17 protein-coding genes and 1 pseudogene are annotated in these 18,362 nt (G+C 63.3%); 7 read left to right on the top strand and 11 right to left on the bottom strand.

What is annotated here, in order from left to right:
* Window positions 1-101 precede the first annotated feature (101 nt).
* On the top strand, window positions 102-992 hold the full coding sequence (locus LRQ04_RS16160; protein WP_235521389.1) for a helix-turn-helix transcriptional regulator: 891 nt from the start codon (window positions 102-104) through the stop codon (window positions 990-992).
* An 81-nt stretch (window positions 993-1,073) separates the two neighbouring features.
* On the opposite strand, the gene LRQ04_RS20780 is transcribed toward LRQ04_RS16160, so the two are convergent.
* Together LRQ04_RS20780 and LRQ04_RS16155 are read right to left on the bottom strand one after the other, a co-directional pair.
* Complete coding sequence (locus tag LRQ04_RS20780) at window positions 1,074-1,154, bottom strand: ANTAR domain-containing protein (protein ID WP_374198964.1); 81 nt, start codon at window positions 1,152-1,154, stop codon at window positions 1,074-1,076.
* A pseudogene (locus LRQ04_RS16155) lies at window positions 1,144-2,280 on the bottom strand (MFS transporter); the annotation flags it as partial. The pseudogene LRQ04_RS16155 and the gene LRQ04_RS20780, both read right to left, overlap by 11 nt.
* Window positions 2,281-2,423: 143 nt before the next feature.
* Between LRQ04_RS16155 and LRQ04_RS16150 the strand changes: the two are divergent.
* Both LRQ04_RS16150 and LRQ04_RS16145 read left to right on the top strand, forming a co-directional pair.
* On the top strand, window positions 2,424-3,293 hold the full coding sequence (locus tag LRQ04_RS16150) for an aldo/keto reductase (RefSeq protein WP_308194957.1): 870 nt from the start codon (window positions 2,424-2,426) through the stop codon (window positions 3,291-3,293).
* A 141-nt stretch (window positions 3,294-3,434) separates the two neighbouring features.
* Window positions 3,435-4,169 carry an SDR family NAD(P)-dependent oxidoreductase gene (locus LRQ04_RS16145; protein ID WP_235521387.1) on the top strand — a complete coding sequence of 245 codons (735 nt, stop codon included), beginning with the start codon at window positions 3,435-3,437 and terminating at the stop codon, window positions 4,167-4,169.
* A gap of 10 nt (window positions 4,170-4,179) precedes the next feature.
* Here the strand turns inward: LRQ04_RS16145 and LRQ04_RS16140 are convergent, their stop codons facing one another.
* Together LRQ04_RS16140 and LRQ04_RS16135 are read right to left on the bottom strand one after the other, a co-directional pair.
* Entirely contained in the window at window positions 4,180-4,689 is a 510-nt protein-coding gene (locus tag LRQ04_RS16140; protein WP_235521386.1) for a MarR family winged helix-turn-helix transcriptional regulator, read from the bottom strand.
* Window positions 4,690-4,714: 25 nt separating this feature from the next.
* Entirely contained in the window at window positions 4,715-6,433 is a 1,719-nt protein-coding gene (locus tag LRQ04_RS16135; RefSeq protein ID WP_235521385.1) for an AMP-binding protein, read from the bottom strand.
* Window positions 6,434-6,566: 133 nt separating this feature from the next.
* On the opposite strand from LRQ04_RS16135, the gene LRQ04_RS16130 reads away from it, so the two are divergent.
* A complete protein-coding gene (locus tag LRQ04_RS16130) occupies window positions 6,567-7,784 on the top strand; it encodes an acyl-CoA dehydrogenase family protein (RefSeq protein ID WP_235521384.1) in 1,218 nt (405 codons plus the stop codon).
* A gap of 9 nt (window positions 7,785-7,793) precedes the next feature.
* Here the strand turns inward: LRQ04_RS16130 and LRQ04_RS16125 are convergent, their stop codons facing one another.
* The 4 genes from LRQ04_RS16125 to LRQ04_RS16110 all read right to left on the bottom strand — a co-directional run bounded on the left by LRQ04_RS16125 (window position 7,794) and on the right by LRQ04_RS16110 (window position 13,415).
* Window positions 7,794-9,407, bottom strand: a complete 1,614-nt coding sequence (locus tag LRQ04_RS16125) for an APC family permease (RefSeq protein ID WP_235521383.1) — start codon at window positions 9,405-9,407, stop codon at window positions 7,794-7,796.
* A 145-nt stretch (window positions 9,408-9,552) separates the two neighbouring features.
* A complete protein-coding gene (locus LRQ04_RS16120) occupies window positions 9,553-11,208 on the bottom strand; it encodes a GMC family oxidoreductase (protein WP_235521382.1) in 1,656 nt (551 codons plus the stop codon).
* Window positions 11,209-12,720: an aldehyde dehydrogenase family protein gene (locus LRQ04_RS16115; protein WP_235521381.1), complete on the bottom strand. Its 1,512-nt coding sequence runs from the start codon at window positions 12,718-12,720 to the stop codon at window positions 11,209-11,211.
* Between the two features lie 68 nt (window positions 12,721-12,788).
* A complete protein-coding gene (locus LRQ04_RS16110; RefSeq protein ID WP_235521380.1) occupies window positions 12,789-13,415 on the bottom strand; it encodes a hypothetical protein in 627 nt (208 codons plus the stop codon).
* 250 nt (window positions 13,416-13,665) lie between these two features.
* On the opposite strand from LRQ04_RS16110, the gene LRQ04_RS16105 reads away from it, so the two are divergent.
* From LRQ04_RS16105 to LRQ04_RS16095, 3 genes are all read left to right on the top strand, one after another.
* Window positions 13,666-15,252 (top strand): molybdopterin-dependent oxidoreductase, encoded by a 1,587-nt coding sequence (locus LRQ04_RS16105; protein ID WP_235521379.1) that lies wholly within the window; start codon window positions 13,666-13,668, stop codon window positions 15,250-15,252.
* Between the two features lie 62 nt (window positions 15,253-15,314).
* Window positions 15,315-15,719: a VOC family protein gene (locus tag LRQ04_RS16100; RefSeq protein WP_235521378.1), complete on the top strand. Its 405-nt coding sequence runs from the start codon at window positions 15,315-15,317 to the stop codon at window positions 15,717-15,719.
* Entirely contained in the window at window positions 15,716-15,994 is a 279-nt protein-coding gene (locus LRQ04_RS16095; RefSeq protein ID WP_235521377.1) for a helix-turn-helix domain-containing protein, read from the top strand. Before LRQ04_RS16100 ends, LRQ04_RS16095 begins: the two co-directional genes overlap by 4 nt.
* A 19-nt stretch (window positions 15,995-16,013) precedes the next feature.
* Here the strand turns inward: LRQ04_RS16095 and LRQ04_RS16090 are convergent, their stop codons facing one another.
* The 3 genes from LRQ04_RS16090 to LRQ04_RS16080 all read right to left on the bottom strand — a co-directional run bounded on the left by LRQ04_RS16090 (window position 16,014) and on the right by LRQ04_RS16080 (window position 18,138).
* On the bottom strand, window positions 16,014-16,604 hold the full coding sequence (locus tag LRQ04_RS16090) for a TetR/AcrR family transcriptional regulator (RefSeq protein ID WP_235521376.1): 591 nt from the start codon (window positions 16,602-16,604) through the stop codon (window positions 16,014-16,016).
* Window positions 16,605-16,648: 44 nt separating this feature from the next.
* Window positions 16,649-17,407, bottom strand: coding sequence for a MerR family transcriptional regulator (locus LRQ04_RS16085; protein WP_235521375.1), 759 nt, complete (start codon window positions 17,405-17,407; stop codon window positions 16,649-16,651).
* Between the two features lie 77 nt (window positions 17,408-17,484).
* Complete coding sequence (locus LRQ04_RS16080) at window positions 17,485-18,138, bottom strand: PadR family transcriptional regulator (RefSeq protein WP_235521374.1); 654 nt, start codon at window positions 18,136-18,138, stop codon at window positions 17,485-17,487.
* Window positions 18,139-18,362: the final 224 nt, after the last annotated feature.

Genomic DNA, 18,362 nt, shown 5'->3' with positions numbered 1-18,362 from the left:
TTTGCGGCCGTGATGACGTGCTGGTGTCCGGCCGGAGTCCCGACCGTAGGTGGTCCTGGGAGGGACTCCCTCGGCAGCCGGTCCGGACCTATGGTGAAGACATGGACAATCGGGCCGAAGTACGTGAATTCCTGATCTCCCGGCGAGCACACGTGGCGCCGGAGCAGGTTGGACTGCCAACTGGCTCCAATCGGCGGGTCAAGGGATTGCGGCGCAGTGAGGTGGCCACTCTTGCCGGACTGAGCGTTGAGTATTACACCCGTTTGGAGCGCGGTGCCATCAGCGGTGCATCGCCCCAAGTGCTTGAGAGTCTGGCACGGGCATTGTGCTTGGACGACGCGGAACGCGCCTACCTCTTTGACCTGGCCCACGCAGCGAGCCCAGTCGCGCGACCACCCCGGCGCCGGAACGCAAAGTCCTATGTGCCGCACCAGAGCCTGCAGTGGGCGCTCGATGCGATTACGGCCGGCCCCGCCTTCGTCCGCAATGGCCGCATGGATCTCTTGGCCGTCAACCCGTTGGCCCGGGCTTTCTACAAGGACTGCTACGACATGCCGGGCCAGCCGCCCAACATCGCGCGATTCACGTTCCTGGATGAACGGGCCTACGGGTTTTACCCCGACTGGGATGCCTTCGCCGAGGTCACTGTTTCCATCCTTCGCACTGAGGCCGGCAGGGACCCGCACAACAAAGACCTTCACGATCTCATTGGCGAACTCAGCACCCGCAGCGATGACTTCCGCACACGCTGGGGCGCGCACAACGTCCGCCACCACGGAACGGGGTTCAAGACGTTTAACCACCCGATCGTCGGTGAGATGACGCTCGCCTATGAGGGCTTGGAGATGGCGGCCGAACCTGGGCTCACATTGACGATCTACGCGGCAGAGCCTGGGTCGCCGTCGGCGGAACGCCTGCAACTGCTGGCGTCGTGGGCTGCCAGCGAATACGGATCTCAGACCCCCTCTGAAAAGAGCCGTGCGGACAACTGACAACCCTCAGTGGATGACGTCCACCCGGGCTTTCCGCGAGTGTTGGCTTTTGTGGCAGATGCCGACGCCGTCCACCAACGTTCAAGCGAGGTCACGGATTTTCTGATTGCGGTCGGTGGAGGTTTTGCGGAGAAGACGGAAGGCTTCTTCGCAGCTTCCGATCCTTCAGTATCAGCACTGTGAGGGGCAGGAAGTACAGCGCGGCGATGCCCGTGCCCACCAATACCGGACCGCTGGCTCCCAACGCCGATTCCAGGGCGAAGCCGGCAATCCACGATCCCATGGCCGTGCCCAGGTTGAATGCCGAGGTGCTGAGCGCCGAAGCCAGAGTGGGCGCATGGCCGGCATATCCAACGGCCTTGCCAATAAGAATTGGATTGGTGGCCATGCCGAAGAGACCCAACAGGAAGATCAGCACCACAGTGACCAAGGCGTAGCTGGAGAACATGAACAGGGCACCGAGCACCAGAAAGGTCATGCTTGCCGGGATGAAGAGCGCCGGATAGGGGTGCTGGGCGCCGAAGCGGCCACCCAGGGTTGAACCGATAAACGCCCCGACGCCGTAAACCACCAGCACCAGGGGAACCGCGGCTGCGGCAAGTCCGGTATTCTCCGTGAGCAACGGGGAGATGAAGGTGTAGGCAGCCAAGGATGATCCGCAGACGATTGCACAGCCCCCAAGAACAAGCCACACCCTCGAATCGCGCAAACTTGCCAGCTCTGCACGCACCGACGGCGTGTGTCCAGAGTGCGGATCCGCGGCAACCAATCGATAGACCGCAACCGCACCTACCAGCGCCAAGGCTGCGAGCACCCAAAACGGTCCCCGCCAGCCAATGACCTGGCCGGCAAACGCACCGAGGGGAACACCCGCGACGTTGGCGAGCATGCCGCCGCCCAAAACAACGCCCAACGCGCGGGACGCCGCAGCGCCTGCGGCTTTTGCACCCACGACGGCGGCTACCGCCCAAAAAGCGCCCGTCGCCAACGCCGTGAGGAAACGCGCACCGAGAATGATCGTGAAGTCCGGGGAAAGCGCCGCCATCAGGTGACCCATCGCGAAGACCACCAGTGCGAGGCTGAGCGTCAGGCGGCGTGGCAGCCTGAGCGTCAGGATCGCCATCGTGGGAGTGCCAACGATCATGCCGACAGCAAAGACAGTGATCATGAGACCCGCGTCGGCAACGGAGATACCCAGGTCGCCGGCGATGTCCGGCAGGATGCCCGCAACGATGAACTCGGTGGTTCCCATCAGGAACACACCCGCAGCCAAAACATAGGTCACCATTGGCAACCGGCGGCTCTTGGTTGTGGAAAGTGTGGTGGTCATATCTCCACACCATCAGGTTTGCAGAGCACCAGGGAGTCCCGCTTAAGGGAGGTCCTCCAAGGGACTCCCTCACGGCACGGCACGCATCTAGGCTGAACGGCATGACTCACACCATGACGTACGGGCACCTGGGTAGAACCGGGTTGAAGGTCAGCCGGATCGGACTCGGCACCATGAACTTTGGCTACACCGCTGACGAGCAAACGAGCCGCGCGATCATGGACACCGCCATTGACGCGGGAATCAACTTCGTTGACACGGCAGATGTTTACGGGGGCATACAGACTCCGGATATGGCCAAGGGCTACGGGATATCGGAGGAGATCATCGGCCGGTGGCTGCAGCGGACCGGTCACCGTGACCGCATTGTGTTGGCGAGCAAGGTTTACCAGCCGATGGGACTGGGCCCCAACGATAGGCGCCTCTCGGCGTACCACATACGCCGGGCCTGCGAAGCGAGCCTGCGACGCCTCCAGACCGATCACATCGACCTCTATCAGATGCACCATGTTGATCGGAGCACCCCATGGGAAGAGATCTGGCAGGCAATGGAGCAATTGGTCCGTGACGGCAAGATCAGCTACGTCGGCAGCAGCAACTTTGCCGGCTGGGACATCGCCCTTGCCCAATCCGCTGCCTCAGCCCGGCACTTCATGGGCTTGAGCTCAGAGCAGAGCCTCTACAACCTCACCCAACGGACAGTGGAAATGGAACTCATTCCTGCCCTGCGCGCCTTGGGTATAGGGCTCCTCCCGTACAGCCCGCTGAGCGCAGGCCTGCTGACAGGCGCACTCGCTTCCGTCGCAAAGGGCAACGGACAGGCCCACCCGGATCTCGAGGCCCGGCGTGGTCAACTTCAAGCCTACGAAGACCTGTGCCACGAAATTGGAGCTAAGCCAACGGAGGTGGCCATCGCCTGGCTGCTACAGAACCCGGTAGTCACCGCCGCCATTGTGGGCCCCGGACGGTAGAGGAGCTCCGGGAGGACCTCGGCGCGGTGTCAGTGGCGTTGGACGCTGGAACACTGGAAAGGCTCGACCGGATATGGCCCGGCCCGGGCGAAGCCCCGCAAGCCTATTCGTGGTAGACCCCCGACTCAAGGACAGGTAACCATGTCACTCCTCCTCGTCACCGGCGCTTCGTCCGGGCTCGGGCTGGAAACCGTGAACGCGCTCGCCGCGGCGGGGCACCGTATAGTGCTCCACGCCCGAAACCCGGACCGTCTGTCCCGACAGAACATTCGTGGGCGCGTGGAACACGTCCTGTTTGGCGATCTAGGAAGCCTGGACGAGACGGTCCATCTCGCCAAAGCTGCCAACGATCTAGGCCGCTTCGATGCCGTCATTCACAACGCCGGGGTCCTGCGTGGTCCGGATGTCTTGGCCGTCAACGTGGTTGCCCCGTACGTTCTTACGGCTCTCATGACCCCACCCAGCCGGTCGATCTTCCTTAGCAGTTCGATGCACTTGTCCGGGTCTGCTGACATCAATGCCCTGGACTTCGGGCGGCCCGCGCTTCGAGGCAGTTCTTACGCGGACAGCAAGCTCTATGTGACTTCACTGGCGATGGCCCTCTCCACCAAGTACCCGGAATTGATGGCGCACGCCGTGGATCCGGGGTGGGTTCCCACCAGAATGGGCGGCTCCGGAGCGCCGGACAGTCTTGTGGAGGGACATCAAACGCAGGAGTGGCTTGCCACGGCTGAGGCAGAGAGCATCAAGCCGCGATCAGGGGCGTACTGGTACCACCGCCAAGTCCAAAAGGCTCACCGGGCTGCTGCCGATCCCGGGTTCCAGTACGTGCTCCTTCAGAAGCTTGAGCACCACACCGGAATTGCGTTGCCCTGACCCGATCAGGTCACTCGTCCGTGAAATCCCCGGCATCCCTGCGGAAGGTGCCCAGGACGCGGATGAGGTGATCGACGTCGTCGTCCCCGAAACCGGACTTGCCGAAAACTTCGGCGTTCAGCGCCGCCGTCGCCTTCTTCGCCAGGCTGCGGCCATCTGCGGTGAGCTCGATCAGTGTGGTGCGGCCGTCGGTCGGGTGCGGTGAACGGGCCACCAGGGCGGCCTTTTCGAGACGGTCGACGGCGTTGGTCACCGACGTCGGGTGGACCTGCAGGAGCGCGCTGGCTTTGTTCATGGGCAGCGCGCCGCTCCGGGCGAAACTGAGCAGCGCCAGCAGCTCGTAGCGCGCGAAGGTCAGCCCGAAGGGCTTGAGGACCGTCTCGATGCGTGCCAGCAGGATTTGCTGGGTCCGCATGATCGCGGTGATGGCTGCCATGGGCGCGGCGACATCGCCCCAACCATGCCGTTCCCAGTTGCGCTGGGCATCGGCAATGGGATCGCGGGGGAGTGGGGTGCCCATAGGCCTCCTTCGGTTGCTTGGTTGGCTAGTCTTTCAGATTCGGGAACTCTTCCTCGGTGTACTCCACGCCCAAACCTGCCGGCAGCGGACCGTCGCCATGCCGGGCCACTTCCGTCCCGCGCAGCTCCACACGGCGGATCTTGCCCGAGATTGTTTTGGGCAGCTCACCGAATTCGAGTCGTCGGATGCGCTTGAACGGGGCCAGATGCTCGCGGCAGTAGCGGAGGATGTCCTCTGCGACGCCGGGACCGGGTTCGTAGCCGGCCGCCAGGACCACAAAAGCCTTCGGTACTGACAGCTTTACCGCGTCAGGTGAAGGCACGACGGCGGCCTCCGCCACTGCGGGGTGCTCGATCAGGACGCTTTCGAGTTCGAAAGGGGACAGACGGTAGTCGGAGGACTTGAAGACGTCATCGTCCCGGCCGACGTAGGTGATGACGCCGTCCGTGTCCCGGCTGGCCATGTCGCCGGTGTGGTAGTAGCCGTCACGGAAGGCTTCGGCGGTTTTCGCTTCGTCGCCGAAGTAGCTTTTCATGAGTCCCACGGGCCGGGGGTCCAAGCGCAAGCAGAGTTCGCCGTCGTCGGCTTCCTGCCCGGTGACCGGGTCAACCAGCACCACGTCGTAGCCGGGCAATGGCCGTCCCATCGAACCGATCTTTACCGCTTGGGTGGGCGTATTGGCGATTTGGACCGTGGACTCCGTTTGGCCGAAACCGTCGCGGATGGTCACGCCCCAGGCCTTTTCCACCTGGCCGATTACCTCGGCGTTCAGGGGCTCGCCGGCCGAAACCACCTTGCTGGGCGGGCTGGTGAGCTGCGTGAGGTCGGCTTGGATGAGCATCCGCCAGACAGTTGGCGGAGCGCAGAAACTCGTGACGCCCTCGCGGCCCATCTGGTTCATGAGGGCGGCAGCGTCGAAGCGGTCGTAGTTGTAGATGAAGACGCAGGCCTCGGCAATCCATGGCGTGAAGACATTGGACCAGGCGTGCTTGGCCCAGCCTGGGGATGCGACGTTGAGGTGGACATCGCCGGGTTCAAGGCCGATCCAGTACATGGTGGACAGGTGGCCCACCGGGTAAGAGGTGTGGGTGTGCTCCACCAGCTTGGCCCGCGAGGTGGTGCCGGAGGTGAAGTAGAGGAGCAGCGTTTCATCGGCGCGGGTGGGGGCGTCGGGCGTGAAGCCGGTGTCGGCGTCGTACGAGTCAGCGTACTGTTTGGCCTGCCCGTTGCTGCCTTCCGCGCCGACCTCTATCCGGGTGTAATCACCCTGCACGGAATCGAACTTGCCGATGTTGGCGCTTCCGACGGCGACCCAAGCCGCCCTGCCGCGCTCCACCCGGTCCTGAAGGTCGCGGGCGCCCATGAGGGTGGTGGTGGGAATCATGACGATGCCCAGCTTGATGCCGGCCAACATGAGTTCCCAGAGTTCCTCCTGGTTGCCGAGCATGATGATCATATGGTCGCCGCGCTTGACGCCTTGGCTCCGAAGCCAGTTGGCGACCTGGGAGGACCGCTCCGACAGGTCGCGGTAGGTGCGCCGTGTTGAACTGCCGTCCTGTTCCACGATCACCAATGCCGGCTTGGAACCCCTTGCCTCATCTGCAGCGATGTGGTCGAACCAGTCGAGGGCGAAGTTGAAGTATTCAAAGCGTGGCCACTGGAATTCTGCGTGCGCCAGCTTGTAGTCCTCGCGCAGTTCCAGCAGCCGGTCGCGGGCCGCACGGAAGTCTTCTGTGACTGTCATAGTCCGCCTTTCGCCTTGGGGTTGGCCTGGCGTCCTCGCCACAGCCTCCGCCTAGTGATCCACATCACCTTGCAATATACTAGGACATCCAAGGGTTTGGAAGAGCCTGCACGGGACATGACGAAGGGGTCCAATGCTCGACGAAAAAGCTGCCGGCACCACCACGAATGGCACGGCACCACAACACGTCCTCCCTCCCTATCCGGAGGCGGACCTGATGCACGTCATCGATCTCCTGCCCGAGGAGGAGCGCACGCGGTACCTCGAAATCCGGGAATTCCTGCAGGCGCGCATCCGCTCGGCCAGCATCGACTACTGGAACCGCGAGGAATTCCCCTTCGGGTTACTCGCAGATATGGCCAAGTTTGGGCTCGGCGGGCTTCAGACCGACGGTTCCACCAAGCTCTTCAAGGGCCTCATGTACACCGAAATCGCCCGGGCTGACGTATCGCTCTCGGCCCTGGTGGGAATCCACAACGAACTCATCGTGGGCATGATCAACGAGCTCGGCTCTGACGAGCAAAAGCAGAAGTGGCTGCCGGGCCTCGAAGCCTTCACCCAGTTGGGTGCCTTCGCGCTCACCGAACCGGACCACGGATCGGACATTGCCGGAGGACTCTCGACGACGGCGCGGCGCGAGGGCGGCGAATGGGTCATCAACGGTGCCAAGCGCTGGATCGGGGCAGGCACCATTGCGGACTTCGCGCTGGTCTGGGCCCGTGACGAGGGCGATGGGCACATCAAGGGTTTCATCGTGGAAAGTGACCGGGCCGGCTTCACAGCCACCAAGATCTCGAACAAGATCGGCCTTCGCATCATGCAGAATGCGGACATCGTGCTGGATGATGTCCGCATTCCTGAATCGAATCTCCTTCCCGGGGCCTCGGAATTTTCCCGGGCCAACGACCTCTTGCGTGATTCCCGGGCCTGGGTTGGCTGGCAGGCCGCGGGAATCCAGCTGGCTGCCTTCGACATTGCCCGCGCCTACGCGCTGGAACGCCAGCAGTTCGGCAAGGAACTGGCACGTTTTCAGTTGGTGCAACAGCAGCTCGCGGACATCCTGGGCAACGCCAACGCTTCACTGTCCATGATGGTGGAACTGGCCCGGATCCAGCAGGCCGGCAAGCTCGAAATGGTCCAGGCCGCCATGTGCAAAGCCACCACCACCCGGCTGGCACGCTCCTCCGTAGCCATGGGCCGGTCCTTGCTGGGCGGGAACGGAATCACCACGGATTACGAGATGGGCAAGCTCTTCGGAGACGCCGAGATCCTCTACACGTACGAGGGCAGCTCCGAGATCAACTCCCTTATTGTTGCCCGGGCAGTGACAGGAAAATCGGCGTTCGTCTGAGGTTGACTGCTAGGAATTTTGGGCGGCTACCAACCCGGGGTCGGGGTCCGGGGATGTGGACGACGATGGGGATGTGGACGGCGATGGCGTGGCGGCAGCGTGTTCGGCCAGCACGCCAGTCCGGTGCCTGATGCGGAGGCGGTAAAGCAGTGTTCCGCCGATGACGACTGCCGCGACGAACATGACACCGCCCCATTGCAGGTACCACTCAAAGGGCGGCACCGAGTTGTAGATCTCCGGCCGTGGCCACACCAGGTTCAGTGTCATGGCGCCGCCCCAGAGCACCGCGAGGATGTTCACGGGCAGTCCCCATTTGCCGAGGCTGAATCCGGGTTCCGATCCGTCGTCCTTCAGGGGCCACTTCTTGAGGAACCGGCGCCGCAGCATAGGCACGGTAACCAGCAGGTAGGAGAGGTAGATCAGCACGATGCTGATGCTGGAGAGGATGGTGAAGATGGCCGGCTGGGAGATGTTGACCAGCAGGGGAATCACTGCCACCGCGCCAATGACGATGGCCGCCACGGTAGGCGTCTTCCGGGTGGGGTGAACCTTGCTGAGCTGGCGGCTGAAGGGAAGGTTGTTGTCCCTGGCCATGGCAAACATCATCCGGATGGCAGCAGCGTGGACGGCCAGCGTGCACACCACCACAGCCACCACGATGCACGCCAGGAACGCCTTGCCGAAGGGTCCGCCGAGCACCGACAGAACGATGTACTGCAGCCCGCCGTCAGCAGCCCCAATTTTCGGGTCGGAGAGGTCCGGCGCGGCCAGTATTCCGCCCAGCAGGAGCAGCCCGCCCAGAAGGAAGGACGCCGTGACAGCGCGCAGGATGGCCTTGGGCGCCGTCTTCTTGGGGTCCTTGGTTTCTTCGCCCAGTGAGCTCGCCGTGTCGAATCCGTACATGACATAACCGGAGGCCATGGCGGCGATCAGGAACACTCCGAAGAAGCCCAGGGGTTGCCCTTCGCCGAACCCGGCCGTGTCCAGGAGGACTTCCGGGCCCCGCACGGCGTGCCACAAAAGGGCCACGATCAGCAGGACCGCCGCGACCAGTTCCACGAACACGCCCACGCTGTTAATCATGGTCATGAGCTTCACCCCGAACGCGTTGATGAGCGTGGAGATGCCGATCATGATGCTTGCCAGGATCACCCCGTTGACCGCAAAGTCGTAAGGGCCGGTTCCATCGCCCACCATCTGGAAGCCACTCCAGATCTGCGGCAAGGTGATTTGGAGGGCCAAAGCAACGGAGCCCAGGGCCATGATGGAGGAGAGCAGCAGCAACCAGCCCGCCAACCAGGCCCACGTTCCGGTTGAAAGCCTCTTGGCCCAGTTGTAGACCGATCCAGCCACCGGATAACGTCCGGCCAGTTCGGCAAAACACAAGGCGACCATTAGCTGGCCGACGAAGACGATGGGCCACGACCAGGCGTAGGCAGGTCCCGCCGTCGAAAATCCGAAGTAGAACAGTTGGAAAACGCCGGTGAGGATGGAGATGTAACTGACGCCGGCCGCGAAGCTGGCAAACTTACCGATGCTGCGGTCAAGGGTTTGGGCATAGCCAAACTCGTCCATACCGCTTGCATCGCTCTTGCAGGGTCCTGATTTGCTGGGTTCTGACATGCGAACTCCTAGTTCAGACGTGCATTAATGGTGATTACCTGCGTCCGCCGTTGGCCGCAGTCGAAATCAAAAACCGGGCACCACTTTGTGCCTCCGGCTGTTTCCCCCATTGTTTGTTGCGTGGGTCTTAAAGCAGGGCGCCTGTTCAGGCGACAGAAAAGCTGAAGTCGGCTTCCGCCGTCGTGGGTTCCTCCGTCCGGTTGTCGTTGATGAGGTCTGACTTGATGAGATCGGCACAGCGCTCGCCGATCATCATGACAGTGATGTTCGGGTTGACGGTGACGTGTTCGGGCATGACGGAGGCGTCGGCCACGCGCAGCCCGGTAACGCCCTTGACCCGCAGTTCAGGATCCAAGGGCGACATCCTGTCCTCCACCGGTCCCATCCGGACGGTACCGACAGGGTGGTAGACGGTGTTGTGGGTTTTGCGGATGTAGTCCTGGAGTTCCTCGTCCGTCTGCGCCTCGATGCCGGGGGAGAGCTCACGTCCGGTCCACTCAGCCATGGCCGGCTGCGCCGCGATTTCCCGGGCCTTGCGGATGCCGGCCACCATGACGCGCATGTCGTGGCCCTCCGGATCGGTGAAGTAGCGGGGGTCCACCATGGGCTTGTCGCGGAAGTCCCGGCTACGCAGTCGGACTGTCCCGCGGGAACGGGCGTGCGTGACGTTAGGGGTGAGGCTGAAGCCGTTCTCCGTGGTGGGGTAGCCATAGCGCAGGGTGTTCATGTCGAAGGGCACGGAACCGTAGTGCATCATCAGATCGGGGCGGTCCAGGCCCTCCTCCGTGGGTGTGAAAATGCCGATCTCCCACCACTGCGTGGAGGTCTGCACCATGGGCTGCTTGGCCTCATACTGCACCACGCCTTCCGGATGGTCCTGCAGGTGCTCGCCCACGCCGGGGGAATCCACCAGGACCTCGATGCCATGCGCGGCCAGGTGTTCTGCCGGGCCGATGCCGGAGAGCATGAGCAGCTTGGGGGAATCAATGGCACCGGTGGACAGGATGACCTCGCGTCGCGCGTCCAGCCTGTGCGTCCGGCCGAAAGCGGAGTCGACCACATCGACGCCGGTGCAGCGCTTGTCCGCGTCGAACACCAGCTGGCGGGCCCGCAGGCCGGTCAGCAGCGTGAAGTTTTCACGATCGACGATGGGGTGGATGTAGGAGACCGAGCTGGAGGAGCGGGTCCCGTCAGAGCGGCGGTTGATCTGGAAGAAGTTGGCGCCGTTGATCACGGTGTTGCCGTCATTGAACTTTGCGCGGGGAATGCCCGCCTGCTCGCAGGCATCCAGAAGCGCCACCCCGGCGGGATCGCTCGGAGGAACGTTCATCAAGTGGACCGGGCCGTTGTTGCCGTGGTGTGGTGCTTCCGGTCCGGCGTCTTCGTTGCTTTCCAGGCGCTGGTACAAAGGCCAGGCGGCAGCAGCATTCCAGCCGGTTGCTCCGTACTTTGACTCCCATTCGTCCAGGTCCTCGCGGGGAGCCCAGAAAGCGATGCAGGAGTTGTGGCTGGAGCAGCCCCCCATGACCTTGGCGCGGGCATGGCGCATGAAGGAGTTGCCGTTCTCCTGGGGTTCGATCGGGTAGTCCCAGTCGTAGCCGGATTCCAGCAGTTCCATCCAGCGGTCCAGCTGCAGGATCTCGGGGATGTTGCGGTCATCCGGGCCGGCTTCCACCAGGGCCACGGTGACGGCCGGGTCCTCGCTCAACCGGGCGGCGACGGCAGCTCCGGCAGATCCTCCGCCGATGACGACGTAATCGAACCCGCGGTTGCCCAGGCCCTCTATGTTGTCGACGTGCATCTAGTTCTCCTTGCCGTGGTCTGCGAACCAGCCGGTCACCTGGGGGCTGGTGTTCTGGTAGATGTGCTTGGCTTCCTGGTACTCGCCCAGTCCGGTGGGGCCGAGTTCGCGGCCGACGCCGGACTGGCCGAAGCCGCCCCATTCGGCCTGCGGAAGGTAGGGGTGGTAGTCGTTGATCCAGATCGTGCCGTGCCGCAGGCGGCCCGCTACGCGCTGGGCCTTGCCGGCATCCTGGGTCCAGACTGCGCCCGCCAACCCGTAGATGGTGTCATTGGCGGTGGCCACGGCTTCGTCCTCGGTGCGGAAGGTTTCCACTGTCACTACCGGTCCAAAAGCTTCGTCGATCACAACGGACATTCCCCGGCTCACGCGGTCCAGGACGGTGGGCTGGTAGTAGAAACCGGCGTCGAACTGTTCGCCTTCAGGAGCCGCGCCGCCGCACCGCAGCCGCGCACCTTCGGCCACGCCGCGCTTGACGTAAGCGTCCACTTTCTCGCGGTGGGCCGCGGAGATCAGGGGTCCGGTTTCGGCGGACTCGTCGAACGGTCCGCCAAGGCGGATGGCATTGGCCTTCCGGACCAGCTCATCGACGAAGCGTTCGGCGATGGATTCCTCCACCACCAGCCGCGCTCCGGCGGAGCAGACCTGGCCTGAGTGCACAAAGGCACCGTTCAGCGCATTGTCGACGGCGGCGTCGAAGTCAGCGTCAGCGAAGACGACGTTGGGGTTCTTGCCGCCGAGTTCCAGCGCCACCTTCTTCACGGTGCCGGCTGCGGCCGCGGCAATGCGCTTGCCGGTTTCCAGGCCACCGGTGAAGGAGACTAGATCAATGTCGGGGTGCTCGGAAAGGGGTGCGCCCGCTTTTACTCCCGGACCGGTCAGCAGGTTGGCGACGCCGTCCGGCAGGCCCAGGTCCTTCAGCAACTGCATGGTGAGGATTGCGGTGGACGGGGTCAGCTCGGCGGGCTTCAGGACGAATGTGCAGCCGGCGGCCAGCGCAGGAGCGATCTTCCAGGCGGCCTGCAGCAGCGGGTAGTTCCACGGCGTGATCAGGCCGCACACTCCAACAGGTTCGTAGACGATTCTGCTGACGACGGCGGGGTCCCCGGCATCGACCACCCGGCCCGCCGACTGCCCCGCCAGGCGCCCGAAATATTCGAAGCAGGCGGCGATGTCATCCATGTCGATGCGGCTTTCGACGATGCGCTTGCCGGTGTCCAGCGATTCGGCACGGGCGAACTTCTCGCGGCGTTCGCGCAGTTCTGCGGCGACCTTGAGCAGGAACGCTCCCCGTTCGGGAGCCGGGACGGAGGACCAGACGCCGGAGTCGAAGGCAGCCCGGGCTGCGGCGATGGCGCGCTCGGCATCTTCGCGGCCGGCTTCGGACACCGTGGCGACCAGTTCGCCGTCGGCCGGATTGTGGATCTCGCGCACCGTGCCGGACGCTGCCGGCTCCCACCGGCCGTTGATGAAGAGGGTGGAGGCGGAATCGGAAAATGTGGCTTGGGTCATACGGAGCAGGCTAATGCATCTTGAACACCTGTTCAAGGAAAATATGAACATCTGTTCAAAGTGACACTTCAGTATGCGTTGATGCTGATGTTGTTGCTGATTTCGGGAAGGGTGGATTTGAGGGTCTCGAGTGTGGGGCAAAGTGCTTCGACCTTGACAGTGACCGCCGGCTTGCTGAAGGTTCGTACTGCGGTATAGCCGTAGGAGTCGCCCGATGTGTAGGTCAGCGACAGCATGTCCACTCCACGATTGCCCGCCATGCCGTAGCCCAGGCTCGCATCCTTGACGTTTGCGGCCAGGTCCTTCTTGCCGGGGATGAGGATGGCGAGAACCTTCAGGGTTGATGCCCTGTCGTCACCGGGCACCAGGTCGGAGGGTTGGTTGCGCACCTGGAGCGTTCGCACTTTGCATCGCGTGTTATCGGAGGTGAAGGTCATCATCCCGTCCGTAGCCATGCGGCTGTAGTCGGCCTGCCAACCGGCGCTGGGATCCGTCAGGGAGCTGGCAATGTCGGGAGTGTGTCCACCGTTTTCATCCCCCAGGATTCTGTTGCCGTTGTCCCAGGTGAGATTTTCAGTGGCCGGGTCGAGCTTTCCCCCGGAGCCCGAGCCGAGGCCGGAGCCTGAGTCGCCGGCAGTCGCCTCCGCCTGAGGGGAGGCTGCTGTGTCGCTGCGGTCGGGGCTCTGTGATGGCATAGAGCTTGTGGCGGCTGCCTCGGTGGGGGTGGGTGCGGCGGACGCACAGCTACCCAGGGCTGTGGTGACAAGAATGGCTGCGGCTACCGCAACTAATGTCTTTCGGGATGAACTTCTGGTCTTCATCATGATCCTTTACTACTGAAGGTGCCGGGCCAAGCGTTGGCCTTCGAAAGTATATATCTATCAATTGGATTAACTGACCATTCGGGTCACCCATCCCCGCTCCCGCCCGCTACGAACCACTGTCATGAAAAAGCTCGGACTCCGGACCAAAGGCCCCCAAACCATGGCCGCGCTGGCAGGCGTGGTGTCGGCCGCCGTCGTACTCGCTGTTGCGGAACTGATCGGCGCCTTCTTCACCGCCAGGGCAACGCCGGTGTTCGCCCTTGGGTCCACGTTCATCGACTTCACGCCCCCGTGGATGAAGGACTTCGCGATCGCTACGTTCGGCACCAACGACAAGGCCGCCCTGTTCGTCGGCATGGGCCTGACCATCGCCCTGCTGGCCTGCGTCCTGGGCATAGTGGCCTACCGGAAGTGGGCCCTCGGGGTCCTGGGTGTGCTGTTCATGGGGACGGTAATAGTGGCTTGCGTCGTGACCCGCGCAGGTGTGGGTCCCGTCGATGCCATCCCTTCCGTCCTGGGAACCATCGCCGGCCTCTTCGTCCTGCGTCGTCTCATGGTGCCGCTGTGGGGACTGAAGGCGTGGCCGGAAGCTCCTTCTGACATAGCTTCCGACGCCGATAGCCAGGTTGGGGGCGCCGGCACCAGCCGCCGTCGTTTCTTCGCGACGGCAGGGGTTGCCGCAGTCGCGGCAGGAATAGCGGCAACCGGTGGCAGGCTTCTGAGCGCCGCGCGCAACAACGTTGCGCAGGCCCGGGACGCCCTCCGCCTCCCGGCGCCGGTCAAGGCCGCCGCCCCCGTGCCCGCCGGGGTCCAGTCCCCGGTTCCGGGCGTCTTTCCCTGGCTGACGCCGAACAACGAGTTCTACCGCATTGACACGGCCCTGAGTGTCCCGGAGATCAACGTCAAAGATTGGTCACTCCGGGTGCACGGAATGGTGGAACAGGAGGTCACCCTGACTTTCCAGGACCTGCTGGACGCGGACCTGATTGAATCCCACGTCACCCTGACCTGCGTCTCCAACCCTGTGGGTGGCAAGTTGGCCGGCAACGCCAAGTGGTTGGGCTTCCCCATTCGCGAAGTCCTGAAGAGGGCCAAGCCGAAGGAGGGCGCGGACATGGTGCTCTCAAAGTCCATTGACGGCTTTAGCGCCTCCACTCCGCTGGATGTCCTGCAGGACGACCGCGACGCCATGCTGGCCATCGGAATGAACGGTGAGCCCTTGCCGGTGGAACACGGATACCCCGTGCGCATGGTGGTTCCGGGGCTGTATGGCTTCGTTTCCGCGACCAAATGGGTGGTGGATCTGGAAGTCACCCGCTTCGCGGACAGCAAGGCTTACTGGACTGAGCGCGGATGGTCGGAACGTGGGCCCATCAAGACCATGGCACGTGTGGACGTACCGAAGTCCTTCGCGAAGTTCCCGCCAGGGAAGGTAGCTGTGGGTGGCACCGCTTGGGCCCAGACGCGCGGCATCACCAAGGTGGAAGTGCAGATCGACGACGGCGAATGGGTGGAGGCAGCCCTCTCCACCGAAGCCTCCACGGTGACTTGGCGTCAGTGGTCCTACGAATGGGATGCCACGCCCGGCATCCACTACGTCAAAGCACGTGCCACCGACGGAACCGGTGAAACCCAGACGGAAAAGCGCGCCGATCCGGTGCCCGATGGAGCCTCGGGCTGGCCGTCGGTAATGGTGACGGTGGAGTAGTCCGGGTATCCGGTTCCCGGTGGGGGTTGACGGGTTACTTGCATTTTGCAAGTATGGGCCGCATGAGCCTTTTCATCACCTGCCCCGTCGACAACGTCGAACGCACCACCGCCTTCTACACCGCTCTCGGTTGGACCCTCAACACCAAGATGTCCGACCACAATGTGTCCTGCTTCGAGATCGCGCCGGAGCAGTACGTCATGCTCGGCAGCCGCGAGATGTACGCGAGCGTTGGGGGAACCGAGGACATCATCGGTGGACCCGAAACCCCCTCCAAAGTCACCGTTTCCTTCGACATGGACAGCCGGGAGGCGGTGGACCAGATCATTGAGCGCGCCGCAGCTGCCGGTGGGCGGATCGGTGACACCGACGACTACCCCTTCATGTACCAACGCCAATTCGACGACCCCGACGGCTACCACTACTCGCCGTTTTGGATGAAGCCGGATACTGATCCCACGGCGTGAGCAACCTCGCCGCTGCCCTCGACATTGTCGGAGCACGGTGGGCGCTGCTCATTGTGGAACGCCTCCTCGAGGGGCCACAGCGCTACGGTGACCTGCAACGCGACCTGGGGGTGCCAACCAACATGCTGGCTACCCGCTTGCGGGAGCTCGAGGCCGCCGGGGTCCTGGTCCGGCTGCCGCTTCGGCACAACACCCGCGCTTACGCGTTGACCGATCGCGGACGCGCCCTTAGTGAAGCTATCGACGCCTTGGCTCGCTGGGGCGAGGAAAAGTAGCCAGGACCGTTAAGGGTCTTTAGCTGCCAGGGGCGAATGCAATCTCTTCCGTGCGCGCGATTCCCCGCTCGATGGCTGCCTTGTCTATGCCCAGCAGGGAGGTGAGCCACATGCCGTTTTGCACGACGACGATGTCGGACGCCCGGTCCTTGCATTCATCCACGGAAAGCCCGGGAACGGCGTTGCCGATCAATGCCGCAAGCCCTTGGAGATACCTGTCAAAGGCCGCGGCGTTGATCTGCGCGAAGTCCTCGTGCGCCTGGGCCAGGGCCCACAGGTGGAGGCGGAGTGACAAATATGGCGTGGTGAGGAGCCCGGGGTCTGCGACCCGCCGGAGTGATTCCCGGAGTTGCTCATCCGGGGTTGACGTGGGGGCCGGCTCCACCAGCAGGAGGTCGTGCTCTTCGATCTGGTGCAGCACCGCCCTGATCAGGCTCGACTTGTCTTCGTAGTAGTAATTCACCAGTCCCAGAGCCACGCCGGCTTCACGCGCGACCGCCCTCATATTGATGCCGGAAATGCCGTGGCGGGACAGCAGTTCCAAGGCCGCTTCCAGGATGCGCGTCTGTCTGTCAGCCTGTTCGCCGGTTTTAGCGGTGCTTGTACCCATTCGGCCAGACTATTGCCTAACTCATGTCGGCGCATCCCGATCGTCTACAGGTTCTCTTCCGCGTAAACCCGCAGGGCATCCCTGACAAACGTCGCCCCTGCCTCCCCGCCATAGTTGGCGCCGAAGCGAGGATCCGCCACGTACATTTCGCCGAGTCCCGTGACGTAACCTTTGACGTCTCCGCCGGGTGCCGCCGTCGGGGTTCCCGGTATGCCGCGCAGCCACTCAACGTGGCGTCGGGCGAGGTCCTGCACCTCGGCGCTCCCGGGAGAAACGCCGGATTCGGCAGCAGCAATCCAGTCGGCGCTCAACTTCTGCAGGCGATCCTTCCACTGCTGCTTCTCGTCGGGGCTCATGCTGCGCCACCACGAATCACTGGTGGCGTAGGCGTCCTTACCCCAACGCTCCTCCACCTCATCCTTGTACTGAGTGTGGTCGAAGCCGTCGAACATGTCCTGTGCCATGTACTTTCCATCCCCTTTCAATGTGTCGATGGTTTGCCGGACGGAGGCGATCTGCCGGGTCAGCCGGTCCTGCTCGCGGGCGAGCCATTCCAGGTGGCCGCTCAATGCTTTGACAGTGTCTGTCTCGCGGTTGAGTACCTCGGCGATGGCCGGCAGGCCGAGACCGAGTTCCCTGAGCAGGAGGATGCGCTGCAGCTGAACCAGCGCCGGACCGTCATAGTAGCGGTAGCCGTTATGCCCGGTCCGGCTTGGTTTCAGCAACCCGATGTCGTCGTAATGACGCAGCGTGCGGCTGGTGGTTCCTGCCATTTTCGCGATTTCCTGGATTGACCAGTCCATCCGTCCCCCGTCCTGTGCTTGTACTTTCGACAGTAAAGGTTGACGTTACGTCAAGGTCAAGGGGGCTTCGGCAGGCATTAGTCGGCCAGGATCAGGTAGAGCGCCCGACGGGTCTCGTCCAGCTTTTCAGTGGCAGCCTGGCGCTGCTCGTCGGTGGCCGCCGCCCGGAACTGGTGGATGACGCCCATGAGCTTTCCGACGCTCTGGTGGAACGCGGCGCCGGTGCCGTCTGCCTCGGTGTTCCAGGCATTGGCAAGCTCTTCTTCATGCTCGGCGATGTAGGCCTTGCCGTCATCAGTAAGTGTGAATTCGGTGCGGCGTCCCTCGCCGACAGCGACGATCAGTTCTTCATCGACCAGCTGCTGCAGTGTCGGGTAGACCGAGCCCGGGCTGGGGCGCCAGGCTCCAGACGTCTTCTCGGCGATGGTCTTGATCAGCCCATATCCGTTGGACGGCGCCTCGGCCAGCAGGGAGAGGATAGCCGCGCGAACGTCGCCGCGGTTGGCTCGCCGGGAGCCGCCGGGGCCGAAACCCCTTGGGCCGAAGCCTGGTCCGAAACCACCAGGGCCGAACCCCGGGCCGAAACCGCCGGGACCAAATCCACCTCCGCCGTGGCCGCCGGGGCCGCGACGACCCTTGCCGCGATTGAAGCGGCCTCGGCCGTGTTCGTGCTCAGGGTGGCCATGTCCGTGATCCGGGAAATTGTTGTCGTGTTCGTTGATGCCTTTCATAGCAGCATCGTCCTTTCGGTTGTTGTTCCGCCGAAGGAGTATCGGCGATAGTTAACGATATATCGGTACCTATCGCGACGTCAAGGGTTGGTGAGAGAGCGTTTGGGGGAAGCGGGTGGGATGTGAGAGAGCGTTTGGGGGAAGCGGGTGGGATGTGAGCGAGGGTTGTTAAAGCACGACGGCGGGTGCGGACTTCCGTACGGAAGCCGGCACCCGCCGTCGTG

The organism is Paenarthrobacter sp. AR 02, from assembly GCF_021538675.1.
In the GTDB taxonomy this organism is placed as follows: Bacteria; Actinomycetota; Actinomycetes; order Actinomycetales; family Micrococcaceae; genus Arthrobacter.
This window is presented reverse-complemented; position numbering and strand designations above follow the sequence as displayed.